Here is a 23,944-nt window from a genome sequence, read left to right on the forward strand (position 1 = left end):
GGACTCCCGTGCACCGTAGGCTGTGACCTCATGCGCGTGGCTTACAACGAACAAATGACCGAGCTTGCCGACCTGCTCGGTGAGATGGCGGGGCTTGCGGGGGCCGCCATGGAGCGGGCCACCCAGTCACTGCTCCAGGCCGACCTCTCCCTTGCCGAGCAGGTGATCGGAGAGCACGACAAGATCACCGATCTCAGCACCATCTGCGAGGAGCGTGCGTTCGCCCTCCTCGCCCTTCAGGCACCTGTTGCCGGCGACCTCCGCTCCGTCGTCAGCGGAATCCAGATCGTCGCCGATATCGACCGCATGGGGGCCCTCGCCCTCCATGTCGCCAAGATCGCGCGCCGCCGACATCCCAATCACGTTCTGCCCGAAGAGGTCAACGGATACTTCGCCGAGATGGGGCGCATCGCCGTCTCCATCGGTGCAGCCGCCCGTGAGGTTCTCGAGACCCGGGACCCCGAGCGGGCCGCACGCCTCCGCGAGGAGGACGAGGCGATGGACGACCTGCACCGCCACCTGTTCACCGTCCTGATGGATCGTGAATGGAAGCACGGCGTAGCCGCGGCCGTCGATGTCACGCTGCTGGGCCGTTTCTACGAGCGTTTCGCCGACCATGCCGTCGAGGTGGGCCGCCGCGTCATCTTCCTGGTCACCGGCAAGCTGCCCGACGAGACCGGCCCTGTGGCCGATGCCGACAACCTGACCACCTACCCCGACCTGTAAGAGCCTTTCCAACACGAACGCCCCGACCGAATTACGGTCGGGGCGTTCGTCGTCGGGCTCTATCCGAAGCGGCCGGAGATGTAATCCTCGGTGGCCTTCTGCGTCGGGTTCGAGAAGATCTTCTCGGTGTCGTCGATCTCCACGAGACGGCCCGGCTTGCCGGTCGCTTCGAGGTTGAAGAACGCCGTCTGGTCACTCACCCGCGCTGCCTGCTGCATGTTGTGGGTGACGATGACGATGGTGAAGTCCTTCTTCAACTCGGTGATGAGGTCTTCGATCGCGAGCGTCGAGATGGGGTCGAGAGCGGAGCAGGGCTCGTCCATCAACAGCACGTCGGGCGATACCGCGATGGCACGGGCAATGCACAGACGCTGTTGCTGGCCACCCGAAAGGCCGCCACCGGGCTTGTCGAGACGGTCCTTCACCTCGTTCCACAAGTTCGCGCCGCGCAGCGAGCGCTCCGCCACCTCGTCGAGCCGCTTCTTGTTGCGCTCGCCCTGCAGTTTGAGACCGGCCACTACGTTGTCCTTGATGGACATCGTCGGGAACGGGTTGGGACGCTGGAACACCATGCCGATGGTCTTGCGGACACCGACCGGGTCGGTGCCCGAACCGTAGATGTCCTCACCGTCGAGGAGGATCGAACCCTCAACGCGTGCACCGGGAGTCACCTCGTGCATCCGGTTGAGGGTGCGCAGGACGGTCGACTTGCCGCAGCCGGACGGTCCGATGAAGGCAGTCACGTTCCGCGGGGGAACCGACAGCCCGACATCGGCGACGGCATGAAACTTGCCGTAGTAGATGTTGACGTCCTTGAGATCCAGACGCTTGGCCATTACCGGCTCCCTACTGATGTATGTGTATGTGTCACTTGCTACGAACCTGTGAGAAGTGGCCGATGACCTTGGCCAGAACGTTGAGGATGGCGATGAGCAGGATCAGCGTCAGCGCCGCGCCCCAGATGCGGTTGGTGCCCGCATCGGTGGGGTTGTTCATCTCGGACACCATGACGCCGGGCAGCGTCCCCATCTCACCACCGAACAGATCGAAGTTGATGAACGGTGCGTAGCCGACGAGGATCAGCAGCGGAGCCGTTTCTCCCATCACGCGGGCGAGAGCCAGCATGACACCCGTGATGATGCCGGGAAGCGCAGTGGGAAGCACGATCCTGGCGATCGTCTTCCACTTGGGAACACCGAGTGCGTAGGACGCTTCCCGCAGGTCCTGGGGGACGATGCGGAGCATTTCCTCGGTACTGCGGATGACGACGGGAACCATCAGCAACACCAGCGCGAGCGACACCGCGAATCCCGACTTCGGGAAGCCGAAGGTCGCGATCCACAGCGCATAGATGAACAGGGCCGCCACGATCGACGGGACACCGCTCAGGATGTCGACCATGAAGGTGGTGAGCTTGGCCAGCCGCGACTGCCGGTCGGCGTACTCGACGAGGTATATCGCCACGAAGAGGCCGAGCGGGATGGACAGCAGCGCGCAGACGAGTCCTTGCAGGATCGTGCCGATCAGCGCGTGGTAAACGCCACCGCCGGCCGCCGAGGACGTCAGGCCACTGAGCGAGTGGGTGAACCAGGTGGCCGAGGTCAGGGCGGGAATTCCCTTGGCGATCGCGGTGAACAGCACCCACACCAGCGGAATCAACGCTATGAGTACGGCCAGCGTGACGAGCACAGTAGCGGTGACGTCCGTGATACGGCGCCGGGTACCGACACCCCGGAAGGTGGGCGCCTTGACCGGCTTGTCGAGGGTCGCGGTCATGGGATCAGTCCTTCTTTCCTGCGATCACGGCGCGGGCAGCGGCGTTCACGACGAAGGTGAGCACGAAGAGCACGAGACCGGCGGCGATGTAGGCGCCGGCCTGGATGTCGTTGTTGAACTCCGCGTAGCCGAGAGCGATCTTGGAGGCGATGGTGGCGCCGCCGTCGAACAAGGACCAGGAGAACGACTGCGAGGTGGTCCGCAAGATCAGGTACAGCGCCATGGTCTCACCGAGAGCGCGGCCGAGGCCGAGCATGGAACCACTGATGTAACCGGACTTTCCGAACGGGATGACCGTGGTCCGGACGACCTCCCACCGGGTGGCACCGAGCGCGAGCGCCGCCTCGATGTGCGCGGTGGGCGTCTGAACGAACACTTCCCGGGTGACCGCGGTGATCACCGGCAAGATCATCACACCGAGAACGATGCCCGCGGTGAAGATGGTGCCGCCGCCGAGGATGGATCCGCTGCCGGTCGCGAACAGCGGAAACCAGCCGAGATTTTCGTTCAGCCAGATGGCGAACGGCTTGATTGCCGGGGCGAAGACGAGGAGACCCCACAACCCGTACACGATCGACGGCACCGCGGCGAGCAGGTCGATGACGTATGCCAGCGGGCGCTTGAGCCAACTCGGTGAGTAGGCCGTGAGGAAGATCGCGATTCCGAGAGCAACAGGCATTGCGAGCACCAGCGCGAACACCGACACCAGCAGGGTCACCTGGAAGAGGTCGAGCACACCGAACGCCATCGCATTGATGTCGACGGTGACCCACTCACGGCTGGTGAGGAAGTTCACCTCGTTCCGGCTCAGAGCAGGAACCGCGCGCCACACGAGGAAGATGCCGATCGCCCCGATGAGAACGGAGACAAAGATCGCCGAACTGGTCGCGAGCGAGCGGAAGACCCGGTCTCCGGGCCTGGTGACCGCCTTGCCGGGGGTCCCTCCCGCCGAAGTCGGGGTCGGGGTCTCGGCCTGGGTAGAACTCAACTCGGCCTCCGGGGTGCCGTTCGGACCGCCCACCCCGGCCCCGCCTGAAGCGGAGCCGGAGGTGCGAGGTGCTGATTCGGTGGGCGCTTCACTCATCTGCGCTCGCATTCTTTCTCGTCAGGATATAGAGACATGAGCGGTCCGAACGAACTGCGTGCTATCAGCCGATGGCGGCGATCGACGCGTTCAGCTTCTCCTTGAACGTGTCGGGCAGCGGCACGTAGCCCTGCTCGGCCAGGTCGGCCTGACCCTCGTTCGCGGCACTGGTCAGGAACGACTTGATCGCAGCCGAGGTATCGGCGTCGTATCCCTTGGAGCACACGATCTCGTAGGTGGCGAGCACCAACGGGTACGCGCCGGACTCCTGGGTACCGAAGATCGAAGCGAGGTCGAGGGTCAGGTCGCCCGTGCCCTCACCCTTGAACTGCGCACCCTCGATCGCCTTCGCCGCGGACTCGTCGGACAGCGTAACGGGGCCGGAGCCGTTGTCGATCTGCGCGGCCGACAGCTTGTTCTGGTCGGCGAAGGACTTCTCGACGTAGGTGATCGAACCGGGGGCGGAGGCCACTGCCTGCGCGACACCGGCCGAACCCTTGGCACCCTCACCGATACCACCGGTGAAGTCGGAGCCGGCACCGGTGGTCCAGGCGCCGTTCGAGGCGGCGGTGAGGTACTGCTGGAAGTTGTCGGTGGTGCCCGACGAATCCGAGCGGATGATCGCGGTGATGTCCTGATCCGGCAGGGTGGCGCCCTCGTTGAGCGCGGCGATGGCCGGGTCGTTCCACTTCTTGATGGTGCCGTTGAAGATCTTGGCCGTCACCTCGCCGTTCAGCACGAGGTCCTCGACGCCGTCCAGGTTGTACGCGACGGCGACGGGCCCGAAGACGAGCGGAAGGTTCCAGGCCTCGCCGCCGACACAGCGGGCCTTCGCCTGCTCGGCCTGCTCGGCCTTGATTGCCGAGTCGGAACCGGCGAAGTCGATCTGGCCGGCGATGAACTGCGTACGGCCGTCACCGGATCCGCTGGGGTTGTACGCGAGGTTGACGGTCTTGCCCTTTTCCTGGCAGACGGAGATGTAGGTGGACACGAACTGGTCCATCGCGTTCTTCTGCGCCGAGGAACCAGCGGCAGAGAGGTTGGCCTTGCCCTCGCACGTGGCGTTGGACGCCGACACGTCGACTCCGCTCGTTGCGGCGTTGTTGTCGCTGCCACACGCGGCCAAGGTCATGGCACCCAGGGCCACTGCACCGAGCAGGGCACCATTGCGCTTGAAATTCACCTAGTCCTCCGGAAATATCGTCTCGCCCACGATCGGGCGGCGACATGAGGCGCGGATCGCTGGTTGAATCCTGCACCAGGCAACACGGCGCTGCCCATGGAGAAACCTAGGGGTAGTGAATGTCCAGTAGGACCATGATCGGTGAACGGAAAGTGAACAGACCACGCATTCGTCCAGATTTCCCGGACGTACGGCCGACCGGAACGTAGTGGAGACCGTCAGCGGCGCGCGTAGGCGACGTCGACGTGGAACGGCGCGAAGCCCAGACGCTCATAGGTATGGAGGGCGGCAGCGTTGTCGCCTTCCACATAGAGCAGTACTGCACCGATTCCCCGGTCGCGCAGATAATGCAGTCCGGCGAGCGTGAGGAATCTGCCGAGTCCACGCCCCTGCGCCGACGGGTCGATCGCCACGACGTAGACCTCACCGATCGCCGGATTCTCGCCCTGCGCGGGATGCACCTTCGTCCAGTGGAATCCGAGCAAGGTGCGCTCGTCCGACGCCTCGAAGGCCATGAACAGCCCCGCGGGATCGAACCAGTCCTCGGCGCGACGCTCCGCGATCTCGCGGGCGGTCCACGAACCCTGCTCGGGATGCCAGGCGAATGCGGCGGCGTTGACCCGCAACACCTCGGAGTCGTCCTCGACTCCACGGTAGGCGCGCAGCGTAATACCCTGCGGCGCAACAAGTTCCGGCAGATCGGCACCCTCGAGCGGGCGCCTCAACTGCAACAATTCACGTGCACCGATCAGTTCGAGACGCCGCGCTACCGCCTGCGCGGCCGGCAGATTGCCGTGCGCCCAGACCCGCGAGTCAGGGCCACCCTCGTCCAGCGCCTCGGCGACCAGGCGGCCACCGATTCCGCGGCCACGGGCCTGCGGGTCGACCGCGAGTTCCGCCATTGCAGGGTGCTCGCCGTGACCCGGCTGCAACTGCGCGTACCCGACCACGCGATGTTCGTCGGTCCACACGAGATGTCGCGCCTCGCCGACGCCGGCCAGCGCGTGGATACCCTGCTCCGACACCGCGGCGGTCCCATCCGTCTCCGCTGCCCGCTCCAACAGCGCGGACACTTCGACGGCCTGAGCCGCGTCGAGTCGATCCTGCCAGGACTGCACCGAAGCACTCATCAGATCGCCGGCCCCTCGGCCGACTCGAAGTCGATGTCGTCGGCATCCATGTCGTCGACGGGCATGGCCGGTGTACCCGACTTGGTCCTGGCGGGTCGAACAGCTTTGTAGCCCACGTTGCGCACTGTACCGATCAAGGATTCGTACTCGCTGCCCAGCTTCGCCCGAAGGCGCCGCACGTGGACGTCGACGGTGCGGGTGCCGCCGAAGAAGTCGTAACCCCACACTTCCTGCAGTAACTGCGCGCGGGTGAAGACGCGTCCCGCGTGCTGCGCCAGGTACTTGAGGAGCTCGAATTCCTTGTAGGTGAGGTCGAGGGGACGGCCGCGAAGCCGGGCCGTGTAGGTGCCCTCGTCGATGACGAGTTCGCCCAGCGTGATCTTGCCCGAGGCCTCCGGGCTGGCAACTCCACCGCTGCGCCCGACGAGAAGACGCAAACGTGCGTCGACCTCGGCAGGTCCGGTGCCGGGCAGAAGGATGTCGTCCAATCCCCAGTCGGAATTGACGGCCACCAGGCCGCCCTCGGTCAGCACGGCCACCACCGGTACGGCAGAACCGGTACTTCCCAGCAGCCTGCACAGGCCACGGGCGGCCGCAAGATCAGTCCGCGCGTCCACCAGGGCGATATCAGCGGAGCTCGCTTCCAGAAGCGAAGACACCTCCGTCGGAGCAGGCCGCACCGAATGCGCCAACAGGGAGAGGGCCGGTAGGACCGCCTCCGGGTTGGGGTCGGAGGTAAGAAGCAGTAGCTCCACACAGCCTCCCATCTCGTCACCGTCGTACCCGACCGGCCGACTGGTGAGACAGCCGGTGCAGGTAGATCGACCCTGAAGGTATCGACACTTTTGTCGGTGACAGAGTAGCGCGCCACCAGAGCTGTTCGTTGCACCGAACCCTCGAGGCCCGGCGCCGATGGTTGCACCGGCGCCCACGGTCACCGTGTCGGTCACAATGGGGCCGTGCGGAAACTCATCATGGGAATCGTCTTCCTCGTCGCCCTGGGTCTCGTCGTCGACTTCGGGGCGGCGGCCTACGCGGAGTACCGGGTGTCGAGGGAGCTGCGGGCGGGCGCCTCGCTCACGGCGGATCCGGAGGTCACCGTTCACGGGTTCCCGTTCCTCACCCAGGCCTGGGAGGGCGAATACGACAACATCGAAATCCGGGCACAGGGGGTACAGAGTGATGTGGTGGGCGAGGTGACGATCGAGTCCACCCTCCAGGGCGTCTCGGCCCCACTGTCCGATCTGGTGGACGGCTCGGTCCAGGCGCTTCCCGTCGATCACCTGACAGGCCGGATGCTGATCGACGCCACCGACCTGGGCAGATTCCTCGGCATACCTGACCTGCAGGTGTCGGCACCACCGGCGAGCAAATCGGACGGCACCGGCGGATCGGGTGGCTCGGGCATGCCCACGGCGGGGGGCGTCGTCCTCACGGGCACGGTTCCGGTCGGGCCGATCGAGACGACGGTCAGCGTGCAGGCCGACCTCGTTCTCGAGGGCGGCCAGGTGAAGATCGTGGCCAGCGACTTCTACTTCGGACCGGAGGGTCACGCCGACTTCAGCATCCCCGATCCCCTGGCTCCCGCCATCCTCGGACTCTTCACCCGGACGATCGACCCTAGGGAACTGCCCTTCGGGGTCCAGCCCACAGAGGTATACGCCGAGGGTTCGCAGATAGTCATCGAAGGTGTGGGCAACGACGTGACGATCGACCTCGACGAACTACAGAACAGATGACCGGAATCACATTGTTGATCGTCACACTGCTCGTCGCCGTCGCGTTCGGGCTTTGGTGGCAACGCAGGCAAGGCAGGGTTCGCACCACGAGAGGGTCGACTGATTCTCTCGTGGCCGATGAACGGCGACGGCTCCTCGCGGCCGCCGGTGTGGGCTCCGAAGCGGCAGCGTCTCACCATTCGGCGACCGTGCTGCATTTCTCCGCAGACTGGTGCGGCCCGTGCGCCGCCGTGCGCAGGGTGGTGGGACAGGTCGTCCAGGACCTCGCCGACGAGCCGCACCCACCGGCCGAAGTGGAACTCGACATCGACGAATACCCCGCTCTCGCCAAGGAACTGGGCGTTCTGTCCCTGCCGACGACGTTCATTCTGGACAGCGACCTGCGCGAACGCTTTCGGGTGTCCGGAGTGCCTGCCGCGGCCGACCTGCGCGCCGCCTTGGAGCCCCTCTCCCGGCCCCCCGCTTCAAATTCCTGAAGAACCGGGTAAACTCACCGACGTGCAATCCAGCCACGAGCTCATGCTCACCCGACGCCGCACGGTTGACCTGTGCCGCCTCGGGGCTTGTTGCTGTACCTGCTGCTGATCACCAGGGCTGTCACTTTCTGCTGACACCGCGGACTCCGCTCACGTGATCGAAACCCGATGACGACGATGTTCGTCGCCCGTCGGAGCCAGGCAAGCAATCAGCACTCACCGCAGGAGCACTTCTCATGTCCACAACCCTCGAAGTCGAGCAGGTCGACGTTCGTGGCCCCCGGTTCGCCGCCTGGGTCACCACCGCCGTCCTGGTCGCCGTGTTCGTTCTCTCTGCGTTCTCGCTGCTCGCCGCGGGCGTCCTGCTCGCCCTGCAGGCCGTCGTCTTCGCAGTCGGTGCGGCCACCGGGCCGCGCCGCAGCCCTTACGGCCGCATCTTCGGCGCACTCGTTGCTCCCCGGCTCGCCCCGGTGACCGAGAAGGAACCCGTCGCACCGCTTCGATTCGCCCAGCTCGTCGGTTTCGTCTTCGCAGCAGTCGGAACCATCGGCTTCCTGGCCGGTTCCGGCATCGTCGGCGGCGTGGCCACCGGTTTCGCCCTGTTCGCCGCGTTCCTCAACGCGGCGTTCGGCTTCTGTCTGGGCTGCCAGATCTATCCGCTGGTCGCACGAGTGCGCGCCAGCGCCTGACCGCCACACACCACTGCACCATCCACCCGAACCGAGTAAGTACACATCGAAAGGAACACCATGGCTCGCTCCGATGTCCTAGTCTCCGCCGACTGGGCTGAGCAGAACCTCAATGCCCCCAAGACCGTTTTCGTCGAGGTGGATGAGGACACCAGCGCATACGACGGCGGCCACATCGAGGGTGCCATCCGCCTCGACTGGCGGAAGGACCTGCAGGACGGCGTCCGTCGTGACTTCCTGAACCAGCAGCAGTTCTCCGACCTCCTGTCCGCCAAGGGCGTCGCCAACGACGACACCGTCGTCCTGTACGGCGGCAACAACAACTGGTTCGCCGCCTACGCGTACTGGTACTTCAAGCTGTACGGCCACCAGGACGTCAAGCTGATCGACGGCGGACGCAAGAAGTGGGAACTCGACGGACGCCCCCTGTCCAAGGAGACCGTCACCCGCCCGGCCACCCAGTACAAGGCCGAGGCCCCCGACCTGTCGATCCGCGCGTTCCGTGACGAGGTCATCGACTCGATCGGCAACAAGAACCTGATCGACGTCCGTTCCCCCGACGAGTTCTCCGGCAAGATCCTCGCGCCGGCGCACCTTCCGCAGGAGCAGGCGCAGCAGCGTGGACACGTCCCCGGCGCCCTCAACATCCCGTGGAGCACCACCGCTAACGAGGACGGCACCTTCAAGTCGGACGACGACCTCGAGAAGCTGTACTCGGAGAAGGGCTACGACGAGTCCAAGCCCACCATCGCGTACTGCCGCATCGGTGAGCGCTCCAGCCACACCTGGTTCGTGCTCAAGGAAATCCTCGGCAAGTCCGATGTCAAGAACTACGACGGCAGCTGGGTCGAATACGGCTCACTCGTCGGCGCCCCGATCGAGTTGGAGGTTCACTGATCATGTGTGGAGCACCCGTACAGACCCAGACCCTGCCCGCAGGCGTGGACGTGGAGAAGGAAACGGTCATCACCGGCCGTGTCCTCGCCACTGACGGACAGCCGATCGGTGGAGCGTTCGTGCGCCTCCTCGACGGCAGCGGCGAGTTCACCGCCGAGGTCGTTGCCTCGGGCACCGGCGACTTCCGCTTCTTCGCCGCTCCCGGCGACTGGACCGTGCGTGCACTGTCCAGCTCCGGCAACGGCACCGCCACGGTGAGCCCGAGCGGCGCAGGCGTTCACAACGTCGACGTCACCGTCGGCGAATAGTTTCACCGCACCACGAAGGCCCCGCTCCGTATACGGAGCGGGGCCTTTCTCGGCTGCGAGGGTCTAGCTGCCCGGGGTTGCAGCGTCCGGCTGCGCCGCTGTATCGCTGCCTTTTTCGGCGTGGGCCAGGTCGGTGATCCAATCGACCAGTTTCTCGCTCTCCCAGTACCAGGGGTCGTTCGGATTGTTGTTCCAGTAGAGCAAGTGCTGGATGAACGCCAGGAATATGTACGGCTTGACCACCAGGTCGAAGATGTCCTTGTTGTCCTCGAGGAATCCGGCGCCCTCGTCGGCCAGCTTGGCCTGCACCACGTCTGCGCCGGGCCCCGTCGCCCAGTTCAGCGCCTCGACAACCTGCTCGTCGGTCAGCTGAATGTCGCGGTCTGGCCCGTCGGGGTCATAGCTGAGGTCGGCCACCTTCCGCAGCACATCGAGAAATGATTCCTACGAAGCGAACCAGTCCTCATGGGTGATGATGTGCACGATGGAGCGCGCAGCCATGCCCGACACCGCGGTCGCGAAGTCGGAGAACGTCTGGCCCGGGTTCAGCACCGTGAAGTGCATCTGACCGAGCACTCCCAACGCGAGGTCGAGAACCGCGATGTCCTGAGGCGCGTCGCACGCGATGTCGTACGGCCTGCAGGCGTAGGTGATCTTGCCGTGCAGCGCGCCGTAGTCGGCGGGCTCGGACGCCATGAATCCCCCACCCGCCGGGCCGGTATCACCGAGCGACGGAGTTCCCGCGGGCCGGTACGGGTCGCCGATCAAGGCCACGCCGGCGATGTCTTCCGCGGTCACCAGCGCGGTGGAGTCGCGGTGACCGAGTTCGCGGGCCACCCTTTCCACCACCTCGGCGCCGACGCTGTACCCGACGAGAACGTACTTGGTGGCATCACCACACTTCTTCTTGTTCTCGTCGAGGATCCGATTGGTCGAAGCAACACCCGCCGCCATCGAATCCTGGTACGTGGGAACGGGTTCGAGGAGCCCGACACCGTAGGTGGAGGGATAGGGGACGTACATCCATCCCACCTTTCCCGGCTCGCCGGCGTTGCGCGCCCCCGTCGGAACCGTCACGTTGCCCACCCAATTCGACCAGAGCTGTCGCTCCTCGTCCGTGAGCGGGTTGCGGTCCTCCGTCGAATCGGTGGCGCCCGACACGGCGACGATCAGGACGTCCGGACACTCGGTGGCGTAGTTGTTCGGATCCACCCGGTCCGTGTCGGCACTCCCCGAGCCGACACTTCCGGTATCCGGCGCCGCCACCGCGACCACCGGCATCGCCGACGCGAGAAGAGTTGCTGTGGCGATGATCACACCTTTCATCAGTAGATCAGGGCATGGGCGCAGCATGAAACCTCCATGAATATCGCGGAACGACCTGGCCGGATAGAGAAAGGAGAATCCCGGCCCCGAAGGCCGGCGACGCGAGAACGGTACTAGCCGTCCGCGAACGCCGCTCCCGTTTCGACCGTTCGAATGCGTCGGTTTAAGATGGCAGCGTGGTTATCTTCTTCGAGGTACTTCTTGTCCTTGCCGCCGTGTTGATCACGTGGTTCTCGCTGTACACGATCTACCGCCTGGTCACCGACGAGTCGTGAGTTCTTCCCCGGACGCAGGCGCAGATCCGTCTCCCGACCGGCCGGCTTCCGACGAGCAGGCCGGCGATTCCGCGACCGTTCGTCGCGGAAGTGGAGACGCAGCAGTCGCGGACGCCATCGAGCGCTCCAAGTCGACGGCGTCACGCAACATTCCCCTGCTTCCGGACCTTCCGCTGCCCGAGGACACCGCGAACCTGCGGCTCGGGCCGGACCTCAACAACGAACTCCTCGCGGTACTGCCCCTCGTGGGTGTGTGGCGCGGTGAAGGCGAAGGCCACGACCCCGAGACCGGTGACTACCGATTCGGGCAGCAGATCATCGTCTCTCACAACGGCGGCAACTACCTGAGCTGGGAGTCCCAGTCCTGGGTGCTCGACAGCGAAGGTGAATACGTCCGTCCCGATCTCCGCGAATCCGGTTTCTGGCGCATCAGCGGCGACGGCATACCCGGCAGCACCAACGAAGAAGTCGTCGAGCTGCTTCTCACCCACAGCTCCGGCATCGTCGAATTGTTCTACGGTCGCGCCCTCACGCAGTCGTCGTGGGAACTCGCCACCGATGTCGTCATCCGCAGCACTTCCGGTGCCCTCGTCGGCGGCGCCAAGCGTCTGTACGGCATCGTCGAAGGCGGCGACCTGGCGTACGTCGAGGAACGCATCATCGCCGACGGAGAACTTCTTCCCCGCCTTTCGGCGCGTCTTACCCGCTATATCGGCTGACCCCACCCGTGAGTACTTGTTAACACTCCGCGGTTGATAAGTGCGCACAGTGCGGGCACGGGTTGGGGGCACTCCAGCCACCGCGTCCGAGCACCGTTCGAACCTCCGCGGCGACGACACACGGGCGCCGAGTCACTTCTTCCCAGCCGTACACCAGCGCCGGTTTTCCTGCGATTTCCGCTGCGTTGCCGCGGCGCCGGTCGCGCAAAGCAACCACGCGTGACGAGTGGTACCGCAATCCATCGAGTCTCACGATCAGCGGAATACCGGTGTCCGAGTAGTCCACGTCTTCGTACAGGGTGCGGTCGTCGACGAGAATGGGTGACTGTCGACGCGCTGCCGGTAGCCCGTGCGCCTTCTCCACGTCTGCGGCGTAGCGGTGCTCGAGGAGCGATTGAACACCGCCTTCCGACACCGACACGAGTGCTGCGGTCAAAGCCCGACGATATCTGCGCGGTGGCCGCTCCTCGATCCGTCGGAGCAGATCGTGCACCGGAACACCGCCAGTCGTCGCTGCTGCCACGACTACCCGGGCACCAGTTGCTGCCGATGGTTCGGAAACGGCAAGGTCCAGGATGGTGTCCGCTCGCGACGTCCGCGGTGGCACTGTCGGCACGGTGATGTGGGTGTGTGCTCGGGAGCGATGCACGACGACACCGGGATGGAGTAGATCGCCCTCTCTCGGGACGAGCCGTTCGGACCGGCTACCGGCCTGCCGATATGTGGGCGCCTGCGACTCCGCCGACAGTCCATAGGGCACGGTCACATGGACGGACGCAGAGGCGTCGACGGATTCGAGCGCCCACTCCTCGGCCGCCGTGCGATGGCTGAGGACAGCCCTCGGACCACCGAACAGCAGGGCCGCCCACAGAGTCATGGAGCGGTCGAGTGGTCCGTTGGTCACCGCGTACACGCCGTGGAGCACGGCCGGCCACTGACCCGACTCGACGCGATGCTGGATCTGGCGGGTCGAAAGACCCAAGTCGTGCAATTGCTTGGCTGTGATGATCCCGTGCTGGTAGTCGAGAACGCGCTGAAATTCGGGTGTGCAGTCGGATGTCGCGGTGGTCATGGACCGAACGGTGCGCAGCGTCACCGACAGACCCACGGGCGAAAGCCGACAATCGTAATTGGCCTGTGGATGGATGTGAGGTTGTGGATAACCGCCTGTGAGTACTTATTAACAATCCATTGTTAATAAGTACTCACAGGCGCGGAGCGCAGAACGGCCCCCGAGCCTTCCGGTGCGGGTGCACCGGTCCCGATCTGGACCAGACCGGGGGCTCGGGGGCCGGGTAGCTGCCTGGGATTCGCTCGCCGCTCGCGCGGTCAGTGAATTCCGTCAGCGGTAGCGGCTAGCTGGCAGCCACCTCACGTGTCCGTTTGTCATTCAACTTCAGACCACCTCCTTCCTCGTGTACTCAAGAAAGTACGCCGCCCTCACAGCGTCGGCAACGTATTTTCGCTCTCGGCATTCTCGGCGTGAATCACCACGTCAACGCTGGTATCCTCCGGCAGCTGATGAGTGACCACGACGACGGTGCGCTCCCCCGACACCAGCTTTGCGTCCCGCGCGAGGAGATCCCGCAGCAGCTGCGCTCCGCTGTCCGCGTCGAGATGTTCGGTGGGTTCGTCGAGCAACAGCACGTCGGCGGGTGAGAGGAGGGCGCGGGCGAGCAGCAGCCTGCGACGCTGCCCGCCCGACACCGCCCGGGCGCCGCCGGCGAGCGTGGTGGCCAGGCCCTGCGGCAACTGCGAAACCCAGTCACCGAGCCCCACGGATTCCAGGACGTCGAGCGCCTCATCCTCCTGGAGATCGCCGCGTGCGACGCGCAGATTCTCGAGGACGGATGTGTCGAAGAGGTGCGCGTCTTCGGCGAAGAATCCGATCCGACGCCGCAGGGAGTCGGGCCGGATGTCGGCCGGCGCGGCACCGTTGACGTCGATCGCCCCCGACACCGGAGGAAGCAGTCCGGCCAGTGTCATCAGCGCCGTGGTCTTACCGGAGCCGCTGCCGCCCACGATCGCGACCCGGGCGCTGGGCGGGAGGTCCAGGTCGATCGGCGCTGTTGTCCTGCCGCCTGGCCATCCGCATCGGAGACCGGTCGTGCGCACGTGCACGGGGCCGTCCAGTTCCCGATTCCCGGGATGTGGGTCCGGGGTGGCGGCATCGAACAGCGCAAGGATCCGACGTGACGCGATCCTGGCCCGGGTCAGCGCGACAGCGGCCGCGGGAAGGGCGCTGGTCGCCTCGAACGCCGACAGCGGAACGAGGACGAGGATGCCGAGGGCCATCGGGCTCATGGTCCCCGACGAGTACATGTTCATGCCGATCAGCAGTGCCCCGATCACGCTGGCCCCGACCGCGAGCGGGGTCGCGGCGTCGGCGAAGGCGCCGGGCACAGCGGCGCGGTCGGTCGCTGCGACGGCGGCCCGCTCGGCAGCGATCGCACCGTCGACGGTGCGGTCGAGTCGACCTGCCACTGTCAGTTCAGCGGCGTGATCGAGCGCCGTGACGGCCTCTTCGCTGAAGCGTGCACGCGCTGCGGCGCTGTCCCTTTCGGACATCAGCGCGGCGCGGGCGGACAGCACCGGCGCCGCGATCCCGGACACGGCGAGCGAGACCGCCAGGATCAGTGCCGCGGCGGGCGAGATGACAGCGAGGATGCCCACGGCGGCCACCGAGAGGACTAGCGCTACTGCGATCGGCACCAGCGCACGCACGACGACATCGCCGAGAGTGTCCACGTCGGCCCCGGTGCGAGCGAGGAGGTCGCCGCGGCGCAATCCTGCCGCGGCTGCTGGATCGCCGGCGGCCAGCCGCTGGTACAGCCGACTCCGGGCGGACGTCGTTCCCCTCAGGGCGGTGTCGTGGGTGGCCAGCCGCTCGAGGTAACGGAACACGCCGCGGGAGATTCCCAGGGCACGGACCGCCACCACGGCGACACTCAGATCGAGGACGGGCGGCATCTGCCAGGCTCTGGTGATCAGCCACGCCGAGAGCGCGGCGAGTGCCAACGCGCTTCCCAGGGTGGCCACGCCGGCGGCGACGGCCCGCAGCACTCTTTTCGGCTCGAGTTCGAGGAGCGGGAGAGCTCGCAGGAGCGGGTCATTCGACATCGGCGCGCACCTCGATCACGGAATCGGCGGCGGCCAGCACACTGGCCCGGTGCGCGATGACGACGACGGTCTTTCCCGCCGCCGCGAGTCTGCGCAGCGAGTGGAGCACGGTGTCTTCCGACCTGTCGTCGAGATGCGCTGTCGGTTCGTCGAGGATGAGGACGGGACGGCGGGTGGCGAGCACACGGGTCAGCGCGAGCCGCTGACGCTGGCCCAGCGACAAGCCGGCTCCGCCTGCCCCGACACGGGTGGCCCACCCGTCCGGAAGCTCGGCAAGAACCGCATCGAAACCGGTTGCCGCGCAGGCTGACTCGATATCCACCACGTCGCCGATCAGCCGAAGGTTCTCCTCGAGGGTGCCGGGTACCAGGACGGGACGCTGCGGCAACCAGGCCACCTGCGCCCACCACGCGGTCCGGTCGAGTTGCCGGACAGGCGTTCCGGCCACCCGCACCTCACCTGCATCCGGGTCCGTGAGGGCCAGAAGTAGCTGCACGGCCGTCGACTTGCCGGAGCCGTTCGGTCCGGTCAGCGCGGTGACGCGAGCGGGCTCGAGCACTCCCGACAAGGCATGTGGCGCCATCCCGCGGCGCGACTGCACACTGACGCCGTCGAACTCGATACTCGCCCCTCGTGCGTCGATGCGGCCGATGCCGCCACCGTCGCCGGGCAGATCGGTATCGATCACCGCGAATGCCCTTTCTGCGGCAGCCATTCCGTCTTCCGCGGCATGAAAGCGTGTTCCGACCATCCTCAGTGGGAGATACACCTCGGGCGCGAGGATGAGCGCCACAATTCCTGCCTCCAGGCTCATCTCGCCGTATACCAGACGCAGACCGATACTGACGGCGACCAACGCGACGCACAGTGTCGCAAGCAGTTCGAGCACCATGGACGAGAGGAACGCCACCCGCAGGGCGGACATCGCGGTGCGGCGATGTGCGTCACCGAGTTCGCGCACGCGTGCGGCGGGTCCGTGCTCACGCCCCAGCGCGCGGAGCGTCGGCAGACCGGCGAGTAGGTCGAGCAGCTGCGACGACAGTGCCGTCATCGCGGTCAGCGTCTTCGCAGCCTTGCCTCGGGTCAGCAGCCCGATGAGGATCATGAAGATCGGGATCAACGGCAAGGTGACGAAGATGATCGCCGCGGACGTCAGATCCTGAAAGGCGATGACCGCCAGGGTCGCCGGGGTGAGCGTGGCGGCCAGAACCAGGGCGGGGAGATACCCCGTGAGATAGGGCAGCAGACCGTCGATCCCGCGCGTCAGTACCGTTGCGATCTCATCCCGACGCACGTCGAGGTCGCGGGGCCGAATCCGGGCGGCGACACCGAGTACTTCACCCTTCAGTTCTGCCACCACCCGACTGGCCGCGCGATGGGCGAACCTCGATTGCAGCCAGGTGCCGAGGACCCGAAATCCCATCGCCAACAGCAGAACCGACAGTTCGGTGGTCCATCGGCGAACGTCGGTGACGTCGTCGACGATGATCCCCGCGAGTATCCGCCCGAGGGCCAGGGCCGAGATGACGACCATCGCGACGTTGACCACCGACAGGCCGACGGTCAGGACGAGATAGCCGCGAGCCGCGGCGGAGTAGCGCCACAGCCGGGGGTCGATCGGCGGCCGTGAACCGGCCTTCCCGGTCGGACGCTCACCGGGAAGACGAAGTTCACTTCCTGAGTCGACGCTCATCTGCGCCCGAGTGGGAGACCGATCGACGGCGGGATCTGCTTGGTCGAAATACGTTGTCGGAACACCCAGTACGTCCAGCCCTGGTAGAGGAGGACCACGGGAGTGAGGAAGGCAGCCGCCCAGGTCATCACTGTCAGCGTGTACGGACTCGAGGACGCGTTGTCGACAGTCAAACTGTACGCGGCGTCGAGGGTGGACGGCATGACGTTGGGGAACAGCGAACCGAACAGCAGCACCACGCTCGCGATGACGGCGATCGACGTCAGTGCGAACGCCCAGCCCTCACGTCCGGCCCGGGTGAGGGCGACCACCCCGGCGAGAGCAGCGGCTGCCGCGGCCACCAGGATCCAGGTCCACCCCTTGCCGTGCGCCAACTGCGTCCACAAGACGAACGCCCCGGCCACCGGAACTGTGGGCAGTGCCAGCTTCGCTGCGAGTTCGACGGCGTCGACCCTGACCTCGTCGGCGGTCTTCAGCGCCAGGAAGACGGCACCGTGCAATGCGAACAGGAGCACCGTGGTCAGACCACCGAGCAGCGCGTAGGGATTGAGCAGATCGAGAAGACTGGAGGTGACCACCTTCTCGGCATTGATGTCCACTCCCCGCACGATGTTCGCGAAGGCCACACCCCACAGCACCGCGGGAACCCACGACCCGAAGACGATGCCCCAGTCGCAACGGCGGCGCCAGGTGTCGTCGTCGATCTTGCCGCGGTACTCGATGGCACAGATCCGCACGATGAGGGCCACCAGAATGAGCAGGAGCGGCAGGTAGAAACCGGAGAACAACGTGGCGTACCACTCGGGGAACGCTGCGAACAAGGCACCGCCCGCCGTGATGAGCCACACCTCGTTGCCGTCCCACACAGGACCGATGGTGTTGAGGACGACTCGCCGGCGAGTGTCGCCGTCGGCATCCTTGCGCCTGCCGAGCACCGGCATCAGCATCCCGACACCGAAGTCGAACCCCTCCAGCACGAAGTAGCCGGTGAAGAGCACCGCGATCAGGATGAACCACACTTCTACCAGTCCCATGACCGTCTCTCCTAGTAGGCGAACGAGAGTTGCTTCGGCGTGCCCGGTTCTTCGGGTTCCTCGTCGTCGTCACCCGGCGGATGGGCATCGTGCTCGAGTGGCCCCTCGACGGCGTAGCGACGAATCAGCATGAACCACACCACAGCCAGTGCGCCGTACAGGAGCGTGAAGGTGATCAGCGAGAACCACACCGTCCACACCGAGTGATGCGACACACCCTGGTCGACCGTCAGCCGGATCATGTCCACCCCGGTGGGATTGGGCGCGACCACCCAGGGCTGGCGGCCCATCTCGGTGAAGATCCAGCCGGCACTGTTGGCGAGGAAGGGTGTCGGGATCGCGGCGATGCTGAGCCACGAGAACCACTTCTGATCGGGGACACGGTTGCCGCGGGTGAGCCACAACCCGGCCACCGCAAGCAGAGCGGACCCGGCGGCCAGACCGATCATCGCGCGGAACGACCAGTAGGTGACGAACAGGTTGGGGCGATAGTTGCCCGGACCGAACTGCTCCTCGTACTGGGCCTGCAAATCCTCGACGCCCTGCAACGTCACCCCGGTGAACTCGCCCTCGGCGAGATAGGACAGGACGAACGGCACCTCGAGCACGTGCTTCACACCGTCGCAGTTGTTGTGGGTGCCGACCGTGAGAATGGAGAAGTCGGGGTCGGTCGCGGTGTGACACAACGATTCTGCCGACGCCATCTTCATGGGCTGCTGCTCGAACATCAGCTTGCCCTGCACGTCGCCGGTGTAGACGAGTCCGACACCGGCGGCAATCACCACCAGGAGCGACAGGCGCGCGGCCGGACGGAACATGGTCCGTGCGTCACCTTCGAGCTTCGCCGCCTCGGGTGCGGTGGCCGTCCGCGCCCGTCGCATGTTGCGCACCATCCACCATCCCGAGATACCCGCGACGAACGTTCCGGCGGTCAGGAACGCCCCTGCCACCGCATGCGGGAAGGCTGCCATCGCCGTGTTGTTGGTGAGCAGCGCCCAGATGCTGGTGAGTTCGGCGCGACCGGTGTCGGGGTTGTAGGTGGCGCCGACCGGATGCTGCATGAAGGAGTTGGCCGCGATGATGAAATACGCGGAAGCATTCACCCCGACCGCGACCAGCCAGATGGTCGCCAGGTGGACGAGCTTCGGCAGCCGGCCCCAGCCGAAGATCCACAGCCCGAGGAAGGTCGACTCGAGGAAGAATGCGACGAGCCCCTCGAGCGCCAACGGGGCGCCGAACACGTCTCCCACGAACCGCGAGTACTCGCTCCAGTTCATGCCGAACTGGAATTCCTGCACAATGCCGGTCGCGACCCCGAGCGCGAAGTTGATCAGAAAGAGCTTGCCGAAGAATTTGGTGAGCCGATACCAGTGGGCCTTACCGGTGACCACCCACATCGTCTGCATTGCAGCGATCAGAGGCGCGAGCCCGATCGTCAGCGGGACAAGAATGAAGTGATAAACGGTGGTGATGCCGAACTGCCACCGGGAGACATCCAGGGTATCCATGGCTACTCCGAAACTGGGCCCTAGGACAGGCTTCGGGGTCGAGGCGTGGGCATCCGCTCGATCCCTGTGCGCGTGATCCCGTCGAGGCAGTCCTTTCTGCGAGACTCTTCCCTCGCACGACTTCCCCGACGGGACCTAGCTACTACCGAATGTAGTAGGCCTGTCAAGCCTCGGCAGACTCCGAGCCCGCGGTCTCGACCGCAAGGTCCACCAGCTTCACGATCTCGTCAGCGAGAGGAGGCTGCGGAAGCACCAGTCCGTCGATCTTGCGCACCCGCGCTGCCATGGTGACGCTGGAAATTAGCCAAACACCCTCTGCGGTAATGAGATCCGCGGGACGCAGCGCGGCATACTCACAGCGGAAGCCCTTTTTGGACGCCACGTCGTACAGCGCCTGCTGCGTGGTCCCCGGCAGGATGCCGTGCTCCGGCGGCGGGGTGAGGAGCGTTTTCTCCCGGGCGATGACGACGGTGGAACGTGGCCCTTCCAACACATTGCCTTCACTACTGACGAAGATCACATCGTCGGCGCCCAACGTCGCCGCGTAGCGCAGAGCCGCCATGTTGGTCGCATATGACAAGGTCTTGGCCCCGAGCAGCTGCCACGGCGCACTCGCGGACAGGTCCACGGAGTACCCACGCGCCAGTGTGAGAACCGACACGCCGTCGCGACGAGCGTCGAGAATGCGGTCGGACACCGCACCGATCGTGACGAACGCCGTCGGGTCACCCCCGGATTCCCTCCCCCGGCTGAGCACCAGACGCATCGCGCCCTCACGTTCGGAGTCCCACTGTTCCACGGCAAGTTCGATGGCGAGGCGCCACTCGTCGAGATCCAGCATCGGCAGGGCCAGGGCCCGGGCGGACGTCACGAGGCGGGACAGATGCGGTTCCACCTTGAGCGCCCGGCCGCCGCGCACGAGCAGCGTCTCGAAGACACCGTCGCCGCGCACCACCGCCAGATCGTCCGCGTACAGGAGCGGGGCGTTCGCATCGCGTACCTCGTGGTCCAGCGTCACCAGCACTGCATCAGACATGGAGCCACCCTATCGACCCTGCCTGCCGCCCCACCCCCTCCGTGGTCCCTAGACTGGGTTCGTGGTCGACAAACTGCCCGTTTCACCCAGTCCACTTCTCACGGCCCCGGGCGCTGTCCGCGCGCCCGACGACTCGCCGGACGCCGGGGTCGCATGGCACCACGGCGACCCCCTCGGGGAACAGCGCAACGCCGAGCGTTCCGCCGTGGTCATCGATCGGTCCCACCGTTTCGTCCTCGCTGTCGCGGGTGCCGAACGACTGACCTGGCTGCACACCATCTCCAGCCAGCACATCGCCGCCCTCGCCGACGGTGAGGGCGCGGAGAACCTCAGCCTCGACGTCAACGGCCGCGTCGAACACCACTTCGTGCAGACCGACCTCGCCGGCGTCACCTGGATCGACACCGAGACCGATCGCGGACCCGACCTCCTGTCGTTCCTCACCAAGATGGTGTTCTGGGCCAAGGCCGAACCCCGCGACGGGAACGAGCTGGCGGTCCTCACCGTGATCGGACCGGACGCTCCCGCCGCACTCGAGGGAGCCGGAGCCGCCGCACCCACCGAGCCGTACGCCGCCGTCGCGCTGGCGGGCGGCGGATTCGTTCGCCGCATGCCATGGCCTACCGACTCCTCGTTCGACCTGCTGGTGCCGCGCGAGCAGTTGACCGACTGGTGGGCCCGGCTCACCGCGGCGGGAGCCGCACCAGCCGGAACGTGGGCCTTCGAGGCGCTCCGGGTCGCGGCCCTGCGGCCCCGCCTCGGACTCGACACCGACGAACGCACCATCCCGCACGAAGTCCGGTGGATCGGCGGTCCTGCCGAGCACGGGGCCGTCCACCTGGAGAAGGGCTGCTACCGCGGGCAGGAGACGGTGGCCCGTGTTCACAATCTCGGCAAACCGCCCCGACACCTCGTGCTGCTGCACCTCGACGGGAGCGCCGAGGGTCGCCCGGAAACCGGTGACCCTGTCACTGCAGGCGGCCGCACAGTGGGCCGTGTGGGCACGGTGATCGACCATCACGAATTCGGTCCCATCGCCCTCGCCCTGATCAAACGCTCCATTCCCGTCGACACCGAGTTGGTCACGGGACCGTGCGCCGCCTCCATCGATCCCGACTCCGTTCCCACCGAGGAGACCGTGCAGGCCGGCCGAGCCGCCGTCGAGCGGCTGCGCGGCCGGTGAGCGCAGGGGCCAGGGCGGCCGGCGAGGTGCTGGCTGTCTGCGTCCTGCACACCGAGCGGGACAGTGGTGTCCGACGTGTGGAACGCACGGCTATCGACAAGCGTCCCGTGGACGGTCCGATACGGGTGACGGCCACCGGGCTGGCAGGCGACTACGTCTGCGACACCAAGTACCACGGCGGCCCGTTCAAAGCCGTGTACGCGTATCAGGAAGACGAGGCGCGGCGGTGGGAGGCGGAGCTCGGCCGCGAGTTACCACCGGGCTGGTTCGGCGAAAATCTGCGGGTACGCGGCGTCCCGACGAGCGACGCGGTGATCGGGGAGCGTTGGCGGATCGGCACCACCGAGCTGGAAGTCGACAGCCCCCGGACGCCCTGCCGCACCTTTGCGGTGTGGGCAGGCGAGGAGCACTGGGTCAAGCGCTTCACTCAGCGCGGGGACACGGGGGCCTACCTGCGGGTGGTGACGGAAGGGTCGATCAGTGCCGGCGACACCGTGCACCGCCACCACATACCCGCGCACGGTGTCACTGTGCGTGATCTCTTCACCGGCCGCGACGCCGAGCGCTGCGCCGCTCTGCTCGCGCAGCAGGAGGATCTCTCGCCGGCCGCCGCCCAAATGGCCCGGCGCGTCGTCGAGCGAGCGGGCATGGCCGAGCCGGAGGACAAGGTGACGACGTGAGCATCGAACTCGTCGAGGTGGTTCGATCGGGGTTCCGCGAGTGCGTCCATCGAGGATCCGCGGTGATCCTGGGTCCGGACGGCGACATTGCCGTCGCGGTCGGCGAGGTGCACACGCCGATCTACCCGCGTTCGTCCAACAAACCCTGGCAAGCGGTGACGCTCCTCAGGAACGGCTTCGCGCCGACGAGTGCGGAGGAACTCGCGATTGCGACCGCCTCGCACGAAGGGGAATCGGACCACGTCGAGCTGGTCGAGGAACTACTTCTCCGCCACGGACTCGACGAGGACCAGCTCCGCTGTCCCGCGGACCTCCCGTCCAACGAACTCGCCCGCGCCGAACTGCTGGCGGCCGGCGAACTCCCCCGGCCGGTCTACATGAACTGCTCGGGCAAGCATGCAGCGATGCTCGCCACCTGTCTGGCCAACGACTGGCCGCTGGACAGCTACCTCGAGCCGACGCACCCGTTGCAACTCGCGGTCGTCGAGACCCTCGGGTCGATCAGCGGTGAGGTCGACGCGGAATTGGGTATCGACGGTTGCGGCCTCCCGATCGTCCCGCTGTCGTTGACGCATCTGGCGCGGGCCTTCGCGCGGCTCGTCACGGCCGAGCCCGATTCACCGGAGCGCGCCGTCGCCGACGCCATTCGGGAGCACCCCTATCTGATCTCGGGCACCGGAAAGGACGACGCCCGGCTGATGCCGGTGGTGCCCGGCCTGGTGTCGAAGGCCGGCGCCGAAGGCGTCTACGCCGGAGCACTGCCGGACGGTTCGGCGTTCGCGCTCAAGATCGAGGACGGCCACGAACGGGCCCGCCTGCCGCTCGCCGCAGCCCTGCTGCACAGGATGGGCGCGGAGTGGACGGAGGACCTCGCTGCCCTCGCCTCGCAGCCCGTGCTCGGTGGTGGCGTCCGGGTGGGAACGGTCCGCGCGATTCCTGGAGTGTTCTGAGCCGAATAATTTCGGCATTCTGGCTGCTCGCGCACTGGGTGAGACACAACAGACACCACGACAGGCGGTGGATGGAAGCGCGAGCGACTTTTCCACGCTAGAGTGTGGGCAGGAACTTACACACTCAAACGGGGCCGCCAAATTCCCCAGGCCGCCCCGCGAAAGCGCGAGGGGGTCAGCCATGGGCCGCGGCCGGGCTAAGGCAAAGCAGACCAAGGTTGCACGCGAGTTGAAGTACAGCGTACCGACCACGGATTTTGACAGCCTGCAACGAGAGCTCTCAGGTGGGTCGTCCAACTCGCATCGGGACGAGGTCTTTGCTGACCAGCGTGCCGACAGGGAGGGGTACTCCTTGGAGGACGATGACGACTGGCGGCGCTGATTAGTAGCGACAACGAAATGAGGGGGAGCC

General features: G+C 66.2%; 23 protein-coding genes and 1 pseudogene. 11 read left to right on the forward strand and 13 right to left on the reverse strand.

Features of this window, described 5'->3' with window-relative positions; translation table 11 throughout:
* Window positions 1–30 precede the first annotated feature (30 nt).
* A complete protein-coding gene (gene phoU / locus L1080_RS19720; protein ID WP_109327259.1) occupies window positions 31–726 on the forward strand; it encodes a phosphate signaling complex protein PhoU in 696 nt (231 codons plus the stop codon).
* A 59-nt stretch (window positions 727–785) separates the two neighbouring features.
* Here phoU and pstB read toward each other — a convergent pair whose 3' ends face one another.
* From pstB to L1080_RS19750, 6 genes are all read right to left on the reverse strand, one after another.
* Window positions 786–1,562, reverse strand: a complete 777-nt coding sequence (pstB, locus tag L1080_RS19725) for a phosphate ABC transporter ATP-binding protein PstB (protein ID WP_109327254.1) — start codon at window positions 1,560–1,562, stop codon at window positions 786–788.
* 31 nt (window positions 1,563–1,593) lie between these two features.
* Window positions 1,594–2,502, reverse strand: coding sequence for a phosphate ABC transporter permease PstA (pstA, locus tag L1080_RS19730; protein WP_109327250.1), 909 nt, complete (start codon window positions 2,500–2,502; stop codon window positions 1,594–1,596).
* Between the two features lie 4 nt (window positions 2,503–2,506).
* A complete protein-coding gene (gene pstC, locus L1080_RS19735; protein ID WP_159919661.1) occupies window positions 2,507–3,586 on the reverse strand; it encodes a phosphate ABC transporter permease subunit PstC in 1,080 nt (359 codons plus the stop codon).
* A 64-nt stretch (window positions 3,587–3,650) separates the two neighbouring features.
* On the reverse strand, window positions 3,651–4,769 hold the full coding sequence (gene pstS, locus L1080_RS19740; RefSeq protein ID WP_159919659.1) for a phosphate ABC transporter substrate-binding protein PstS: 1,119 nt from the start codon (window positions 4,767–4,769) through the stop codon (window positions 3,651–3,653).
* 218 nt (window positions 4,770–4,987) lie between these two features.
* Window positions 4,988–5,899, reverse strand: a complete 912-nt coding sequence (mshD, locus tag L1080_RS19745; RefSeq protein WP_250770661.1) for a mycothiol synthase — start codon at window positions 5,897–5,899, stop codon at window positions 4,988–4,990.
* Entirely contained in the window at window positions 5,899–6,654 is a 756-nt protein-coding gene (locus L1080_RS19750) for a winged helix-turn-helix transcriptional regulator (protein WP_308202139.1), read from the reverse strand. The genes mshD and L1080_RS19750 overlap by 1 nt, the downstream gene beginning before the upstream one ends.
* A gap of 204 nt (window positions 6,655–6,858) precedes the next feature.
* On the opposite strand from L1080_RS19750, the gene L1080_RS19755 reads away from it, so the two are divergent.
* From L1080_RS19755 to L1080_RS19775, 5 genes are all read left to right on the forward strand, one after another.
* On the forward strand, window positions 6,859–7,638 hold the full coding sequence (locus L1080_RS19755) for an LmeA family phospholipid-binding protein (RefSeq protein ID WP_109327246.1): 780 nt from the start codon (window positions 6,859–6,861) through the stop codon (window positions 7,636–7,638).
* Window positions 7,635–8,114 carry a thioredoxin family protein gene (locus tag L1080_RS19760; protein WP_250770665.1) on the forward strand — a complete coding sequence of 160 codons (480 nt, stop codon included), beginning with the start codon at window positions 7,635–7,637 and terminating at the stop codon, window positions 8,112–8,114. Before L1080_RS19755 ends, L1080_RS19760 begins: the two co-directional genes overlap by 4 nt.
* Before the next feature lie 236 nt (window positions 8,115–8,350).
* Window positions 8,351–8,803 (forward strand): DUF4395 domain-containing protein, encoded by a 453-nt coding sequence (locus L1080_RS19765; protein ID WP_250770667.1) that lies wholly within the window; start codon window positions 8,351–8,353, stop codon window positions 8,801–8,803.
* Between the two features lie 60 nt (window positions 8,804–8,863).
* The gene (locus L1080_RS19770; RefSeq protein WP_109327243.1) at window positions 8,864–9,700 is read left to right on the forward strand and encodes a sulfurtransferase; all 837 of its coding nucleotides are present in this window, start codon (window positions 8,864–8,866) and stop codon (window positions 9,698–9,700) included.
* 2 nt (window positions 9,701–9,702) lie between these two features.
* Entirely contained in the window at window positions 9,703–10,008 is a 306-nt protein-coding gene (locus L1080_RS19775; protein ID WP_159919651.1) for a DUF1416 domain-containing protein, read from the forward strand.
* Between the two features lie 63 nt (window positions 10,009–10,071).
* Here L1080_RS19775 and L1080_RS19780 read toward each other — a convergent pair.
* Window positions 10,072–11,334, reverse strand: a pseudogene (locus L1080_RS19780) (cutinase family protein).
* Window positions 11,335–11,725: 391 nt separating this feature from the next.
* Here L1080_RS19780 and L1080_RS19785 point away from each other — a divergent pair.
* Window positions 11,726–12,328, forward strand: a complete 603-nt coding sequence (locus tag L1080_RS19785; protein ID WP_374433773.1) for a heme-binding beta-barrel domain-containing protein — start codon at window positions 11,726–11,728, stop codon at window positions 12,326–12,328.
* Between the two features lie 19 nt (window positions 12,329–12,347).
* On the opposite strand, the gene L1080_RS19790 is transcribed toward L1080_RS19785, so the two are convergent.
* The 6 genes from L1080_RS19790 to L1080_RS19815 all read right to left on the reverse strand — a co-directional run bounded on the left by L1080_RS19790 (window position 12,348) and on the right by L1080_RS19815 (window position 20,719).
* On the reverse strand, window positions 12,348–13,400 hold the full coding sequence (locus L1080_RS19790; RefSeq protein WP_250770672.1) for a type IV toxin-antitoxin system AbiEi family antitoxin domain-containing protein: 1,053 nt from the start codon (window positions 13,398–13,400) through the stop codon (window positions 12,348–12,350).
* 368 nt (window positions 13,401–13,768) lie between these two features.
* The gene (cydC, locus tag L1080_RS19795; RefSeq protein ID WP_250770675.1) at window positions 13,769–15,448 is read right to left on the reverse strand and encodes a thiol reductant ABC exporter subunit CydC; all 1,680 of its coding nucleotides are present in this window, start codon (window positions 15,446–15,448) and stop codon (window positions 13,769–13,771) included.
* Window positions 15,438–17,141 (reverse strand): thiol reductant ABC exporter subunit CydD, encoded by a 1,704-nt coding sequence (gene cydD / locus L1080_RS19800; RefSeq protein ID WP_250770678.1) that lies wholly within the window; start codon window positions 17,139–17,141, stop codon window positions 15,438–15,440. The genes cydC and cydD overlap by 11 nt, the downstream gene beginning before the upstream one ends.
* A complete protein-coding gene (gene cydB, locus L1080_RS19805) occupies window positions 17,138–18,175 on the reverse strand; it encodes a cytochrome d ubiquinol oxidase subunit II (protein ID WP_250770682.1) in 1,038 nt (345 codons plus the stop codon). The genes cydD and cydB overlap by 4 nt, the downstream gene beginning before the upstream one ends.
* Before the next feature lie 11 nt (window positions 18,176–18,186).
* Window positions 18,187–19,683 (reverse strand): cytochrome ubiquinol oxidase subunit I, encoded by a 1,497-nt coding sequence (locus tag L1080_RS19810; protein ID WP_250770685.1) that lies wholly within the window; start codon window positions 19,681–19,683, stop codon window positions 18,187–18,189.
* A gap of 163 nt (window positions 19,684–19,846) precedes the next feature.
* Window positions 19,847–20,719, reverse strand: a complete 873-nt coding sequence (locus L1080_RS19815; RefSeq protein WP_250770689.1) for an aminodeoxychorismate lyase — start codon at window positions 20,717–20,719, stop codon at window positions 19,847–19,849.
* Between the two features lie 61 nt (window positions 20,720–20,780).
* On the opposite strand from L1080_RS19815, the gene ygfZ reads away from it, so the two are divergent.
* The 4 genes from ygfZ to L1080_RS19835 all read left to right on the forward strand — a co-directional run bounded on the left by ygfZ (window position 20,781) and on the right by L1080_RS19835 (window position 23,914).
* The gene (ygfZ, locus tag L1080_RS19820) at window positions 20,781–21,902 is read left to right on the forward strand and encodes a CAF17-like 4Fe-4S cluster assembly/insertion protein YgfZ (RefSeq protein ID WP_250770691.1); all 1,122 of its coding nucleotides are present in this window, start codon (window positions 20,781–20,783) and stop codon (window positions 21,900–21,902) included.
* Window positions 21,899–22,582 carry an MOSC domain-containing protein gene (locus L1080_RS19825; protein WP_159919632.1) on the forward strand — a complete coding sequence of 228 codons (684 nt, stop codon included), beginning with the start codon at window positions 21,899–21,901 and terminating at the stop codon, window positions 22,580–22,582. Before ygfZ ends, L1080_RS19825 begins: the two co-directional genes overlap by 4 nt.
* The gene (locus tag L1080_RS19830) at window positions 22,579–23,532 is read left to right on the forward strand and encodes an asparaginase (protein ID WP_250770694.1); all 954 of its coding nucleotides are present in this window, start codon (window positions 22,579–22,581) and stop codon (window positions 23,530–23,532) included. Before L1080_RS19825 ends, L1080_RS19830 begins: the two co-directional genes overlap by 4 nt.
* Before the next feature lie 181 nt (window positions 23,533–23,713).
* Window positions 23,714–23,914, forward strand: a complete 201-nt coding sequence (locus tag L1080_RS19835; protein ID WP_109327228.1) for a DUF3073 domain-containing protein — start codon at window positions 23,714–23,716, stop codon at window positions 23,912–23,914.
* The last annotated feature ends 30 nt before the right edge of the window (window positions 23,915–23,944 follow it).

The sequence above is a fragment of the Rhodococcus sp. MSC1_016 genome, from assembly GCF_023667485.2.
Lineage (GTDB): Bacteria > Actinomycetota > Actinomycetes > Mycobacteriales > Mycobacteriaceae > Rhodococcus_F > Rhodococcus_F oxybenzonivorans.

Coding starts and splice junctions, on each gene's coding strand:
- phoU (WP_109327259.1), top strand. CDS start 31: ATGCGCGTGGCTTACAACGAACAAATGACCGAGCTTGCCGACCTGCTC.
- pstB (WP_109327254.1), bottom strand. CDS start 1,562: ATGGCCAAGCGTCTGGATCTCAAGGACGTCAACATCTACTACGGCAAG.
- pstA (WP_109327250.1), bottom strand. CDS start 2,502: ATGACCGCGACCCTCGACAAGCCGGTCAAGGCGCCCACCTTCCGGGGT.
- pstC (WP_159919661.1), bottom strand. CDS start 3,586: ATGAGTGAAGCGCCCACCGAATCAGCACCTCGCACCTCCGGCTCCGCT.
- mshD (WP_250770661.1), bottom strand. CDS start 5,899: ATGAGTGCTTCGGTGCAGTCCTGGCAGGATCGACTCGACGCGGCTCAG.
- L1080_RS19760 (WP_250770665.1), top strand. CDS start 7,635: ATGACCGGAATCACATTGTTGATCGTCACACTGCTCGTCGCCGTCGCG.
- L1080_RS19765 (WP_250770667.1), top strand. CDS start 8,351: ATGTCCACAACCCTCGAAGTCGAGCAGGTCGACGTTCGTGGCCCCCGG.
- L1080_RS19770 (WP_109327243.1), top strand. CDS start 8,864: ATGGCTCGCTCCGATGTCCTAGTCTCCGCCGACTGGGCTGAGCAGAAC.
- L1080_RS19775 (WP_159919651.1), top strand. CDS start 9,703: ATGTGTGGAGCACCCGTACAGACCCAGACCCTGCCCGCAGGCGTGGAC.
- L1080_RS19790 (WP_250770672.1), bottom strand. CDS start 13,400: ATGACCACCGCGACATCCGACTGCACACCCGAATTTCAGCGCGTTCTC.
- cydC (WP_250770675.1), bottom strand. CDS start 15,448: ATGTCGAATGACCCGCTCCTGCGAGCTCTCCCGCTCCTCGAACTCGAG.
- cydD (WP_250770678.1), bottom strand. CDS start 17,141: ATGAGCGTCGACTCAGGAAGTGAACTTCGTCTTCCCGGTGAGCGTCCG.
- cydB (WP_250770682.1), bottom strand. CDS start 18,175: ATGGGACTGGTAGAAGTGTGGTTCATCCTGATCGCGGTGCTCTTCACC.
- L1080_RS19810 (WP_250770685.1), bottom strand. CDS start 19,683: ATGGATACCCTGGATGTCTCCCGGTGGCAGTTCGGCATCACCACCGTT.
- L1080_RS19815 (WP_250770689.1), bottom strand. CDS start 20,719: ATGTCTGATGCAGTGCTGGTGACGCTGGACCACGAGGTACGCGATGCG.
- L1080_RS19835 (WP_109327228.1), top strand. CDS start 23,714: ATGGGCCGCGGCCGGGCTAAGGCAAAGCAGACCAAGGTTGCACGCGAG.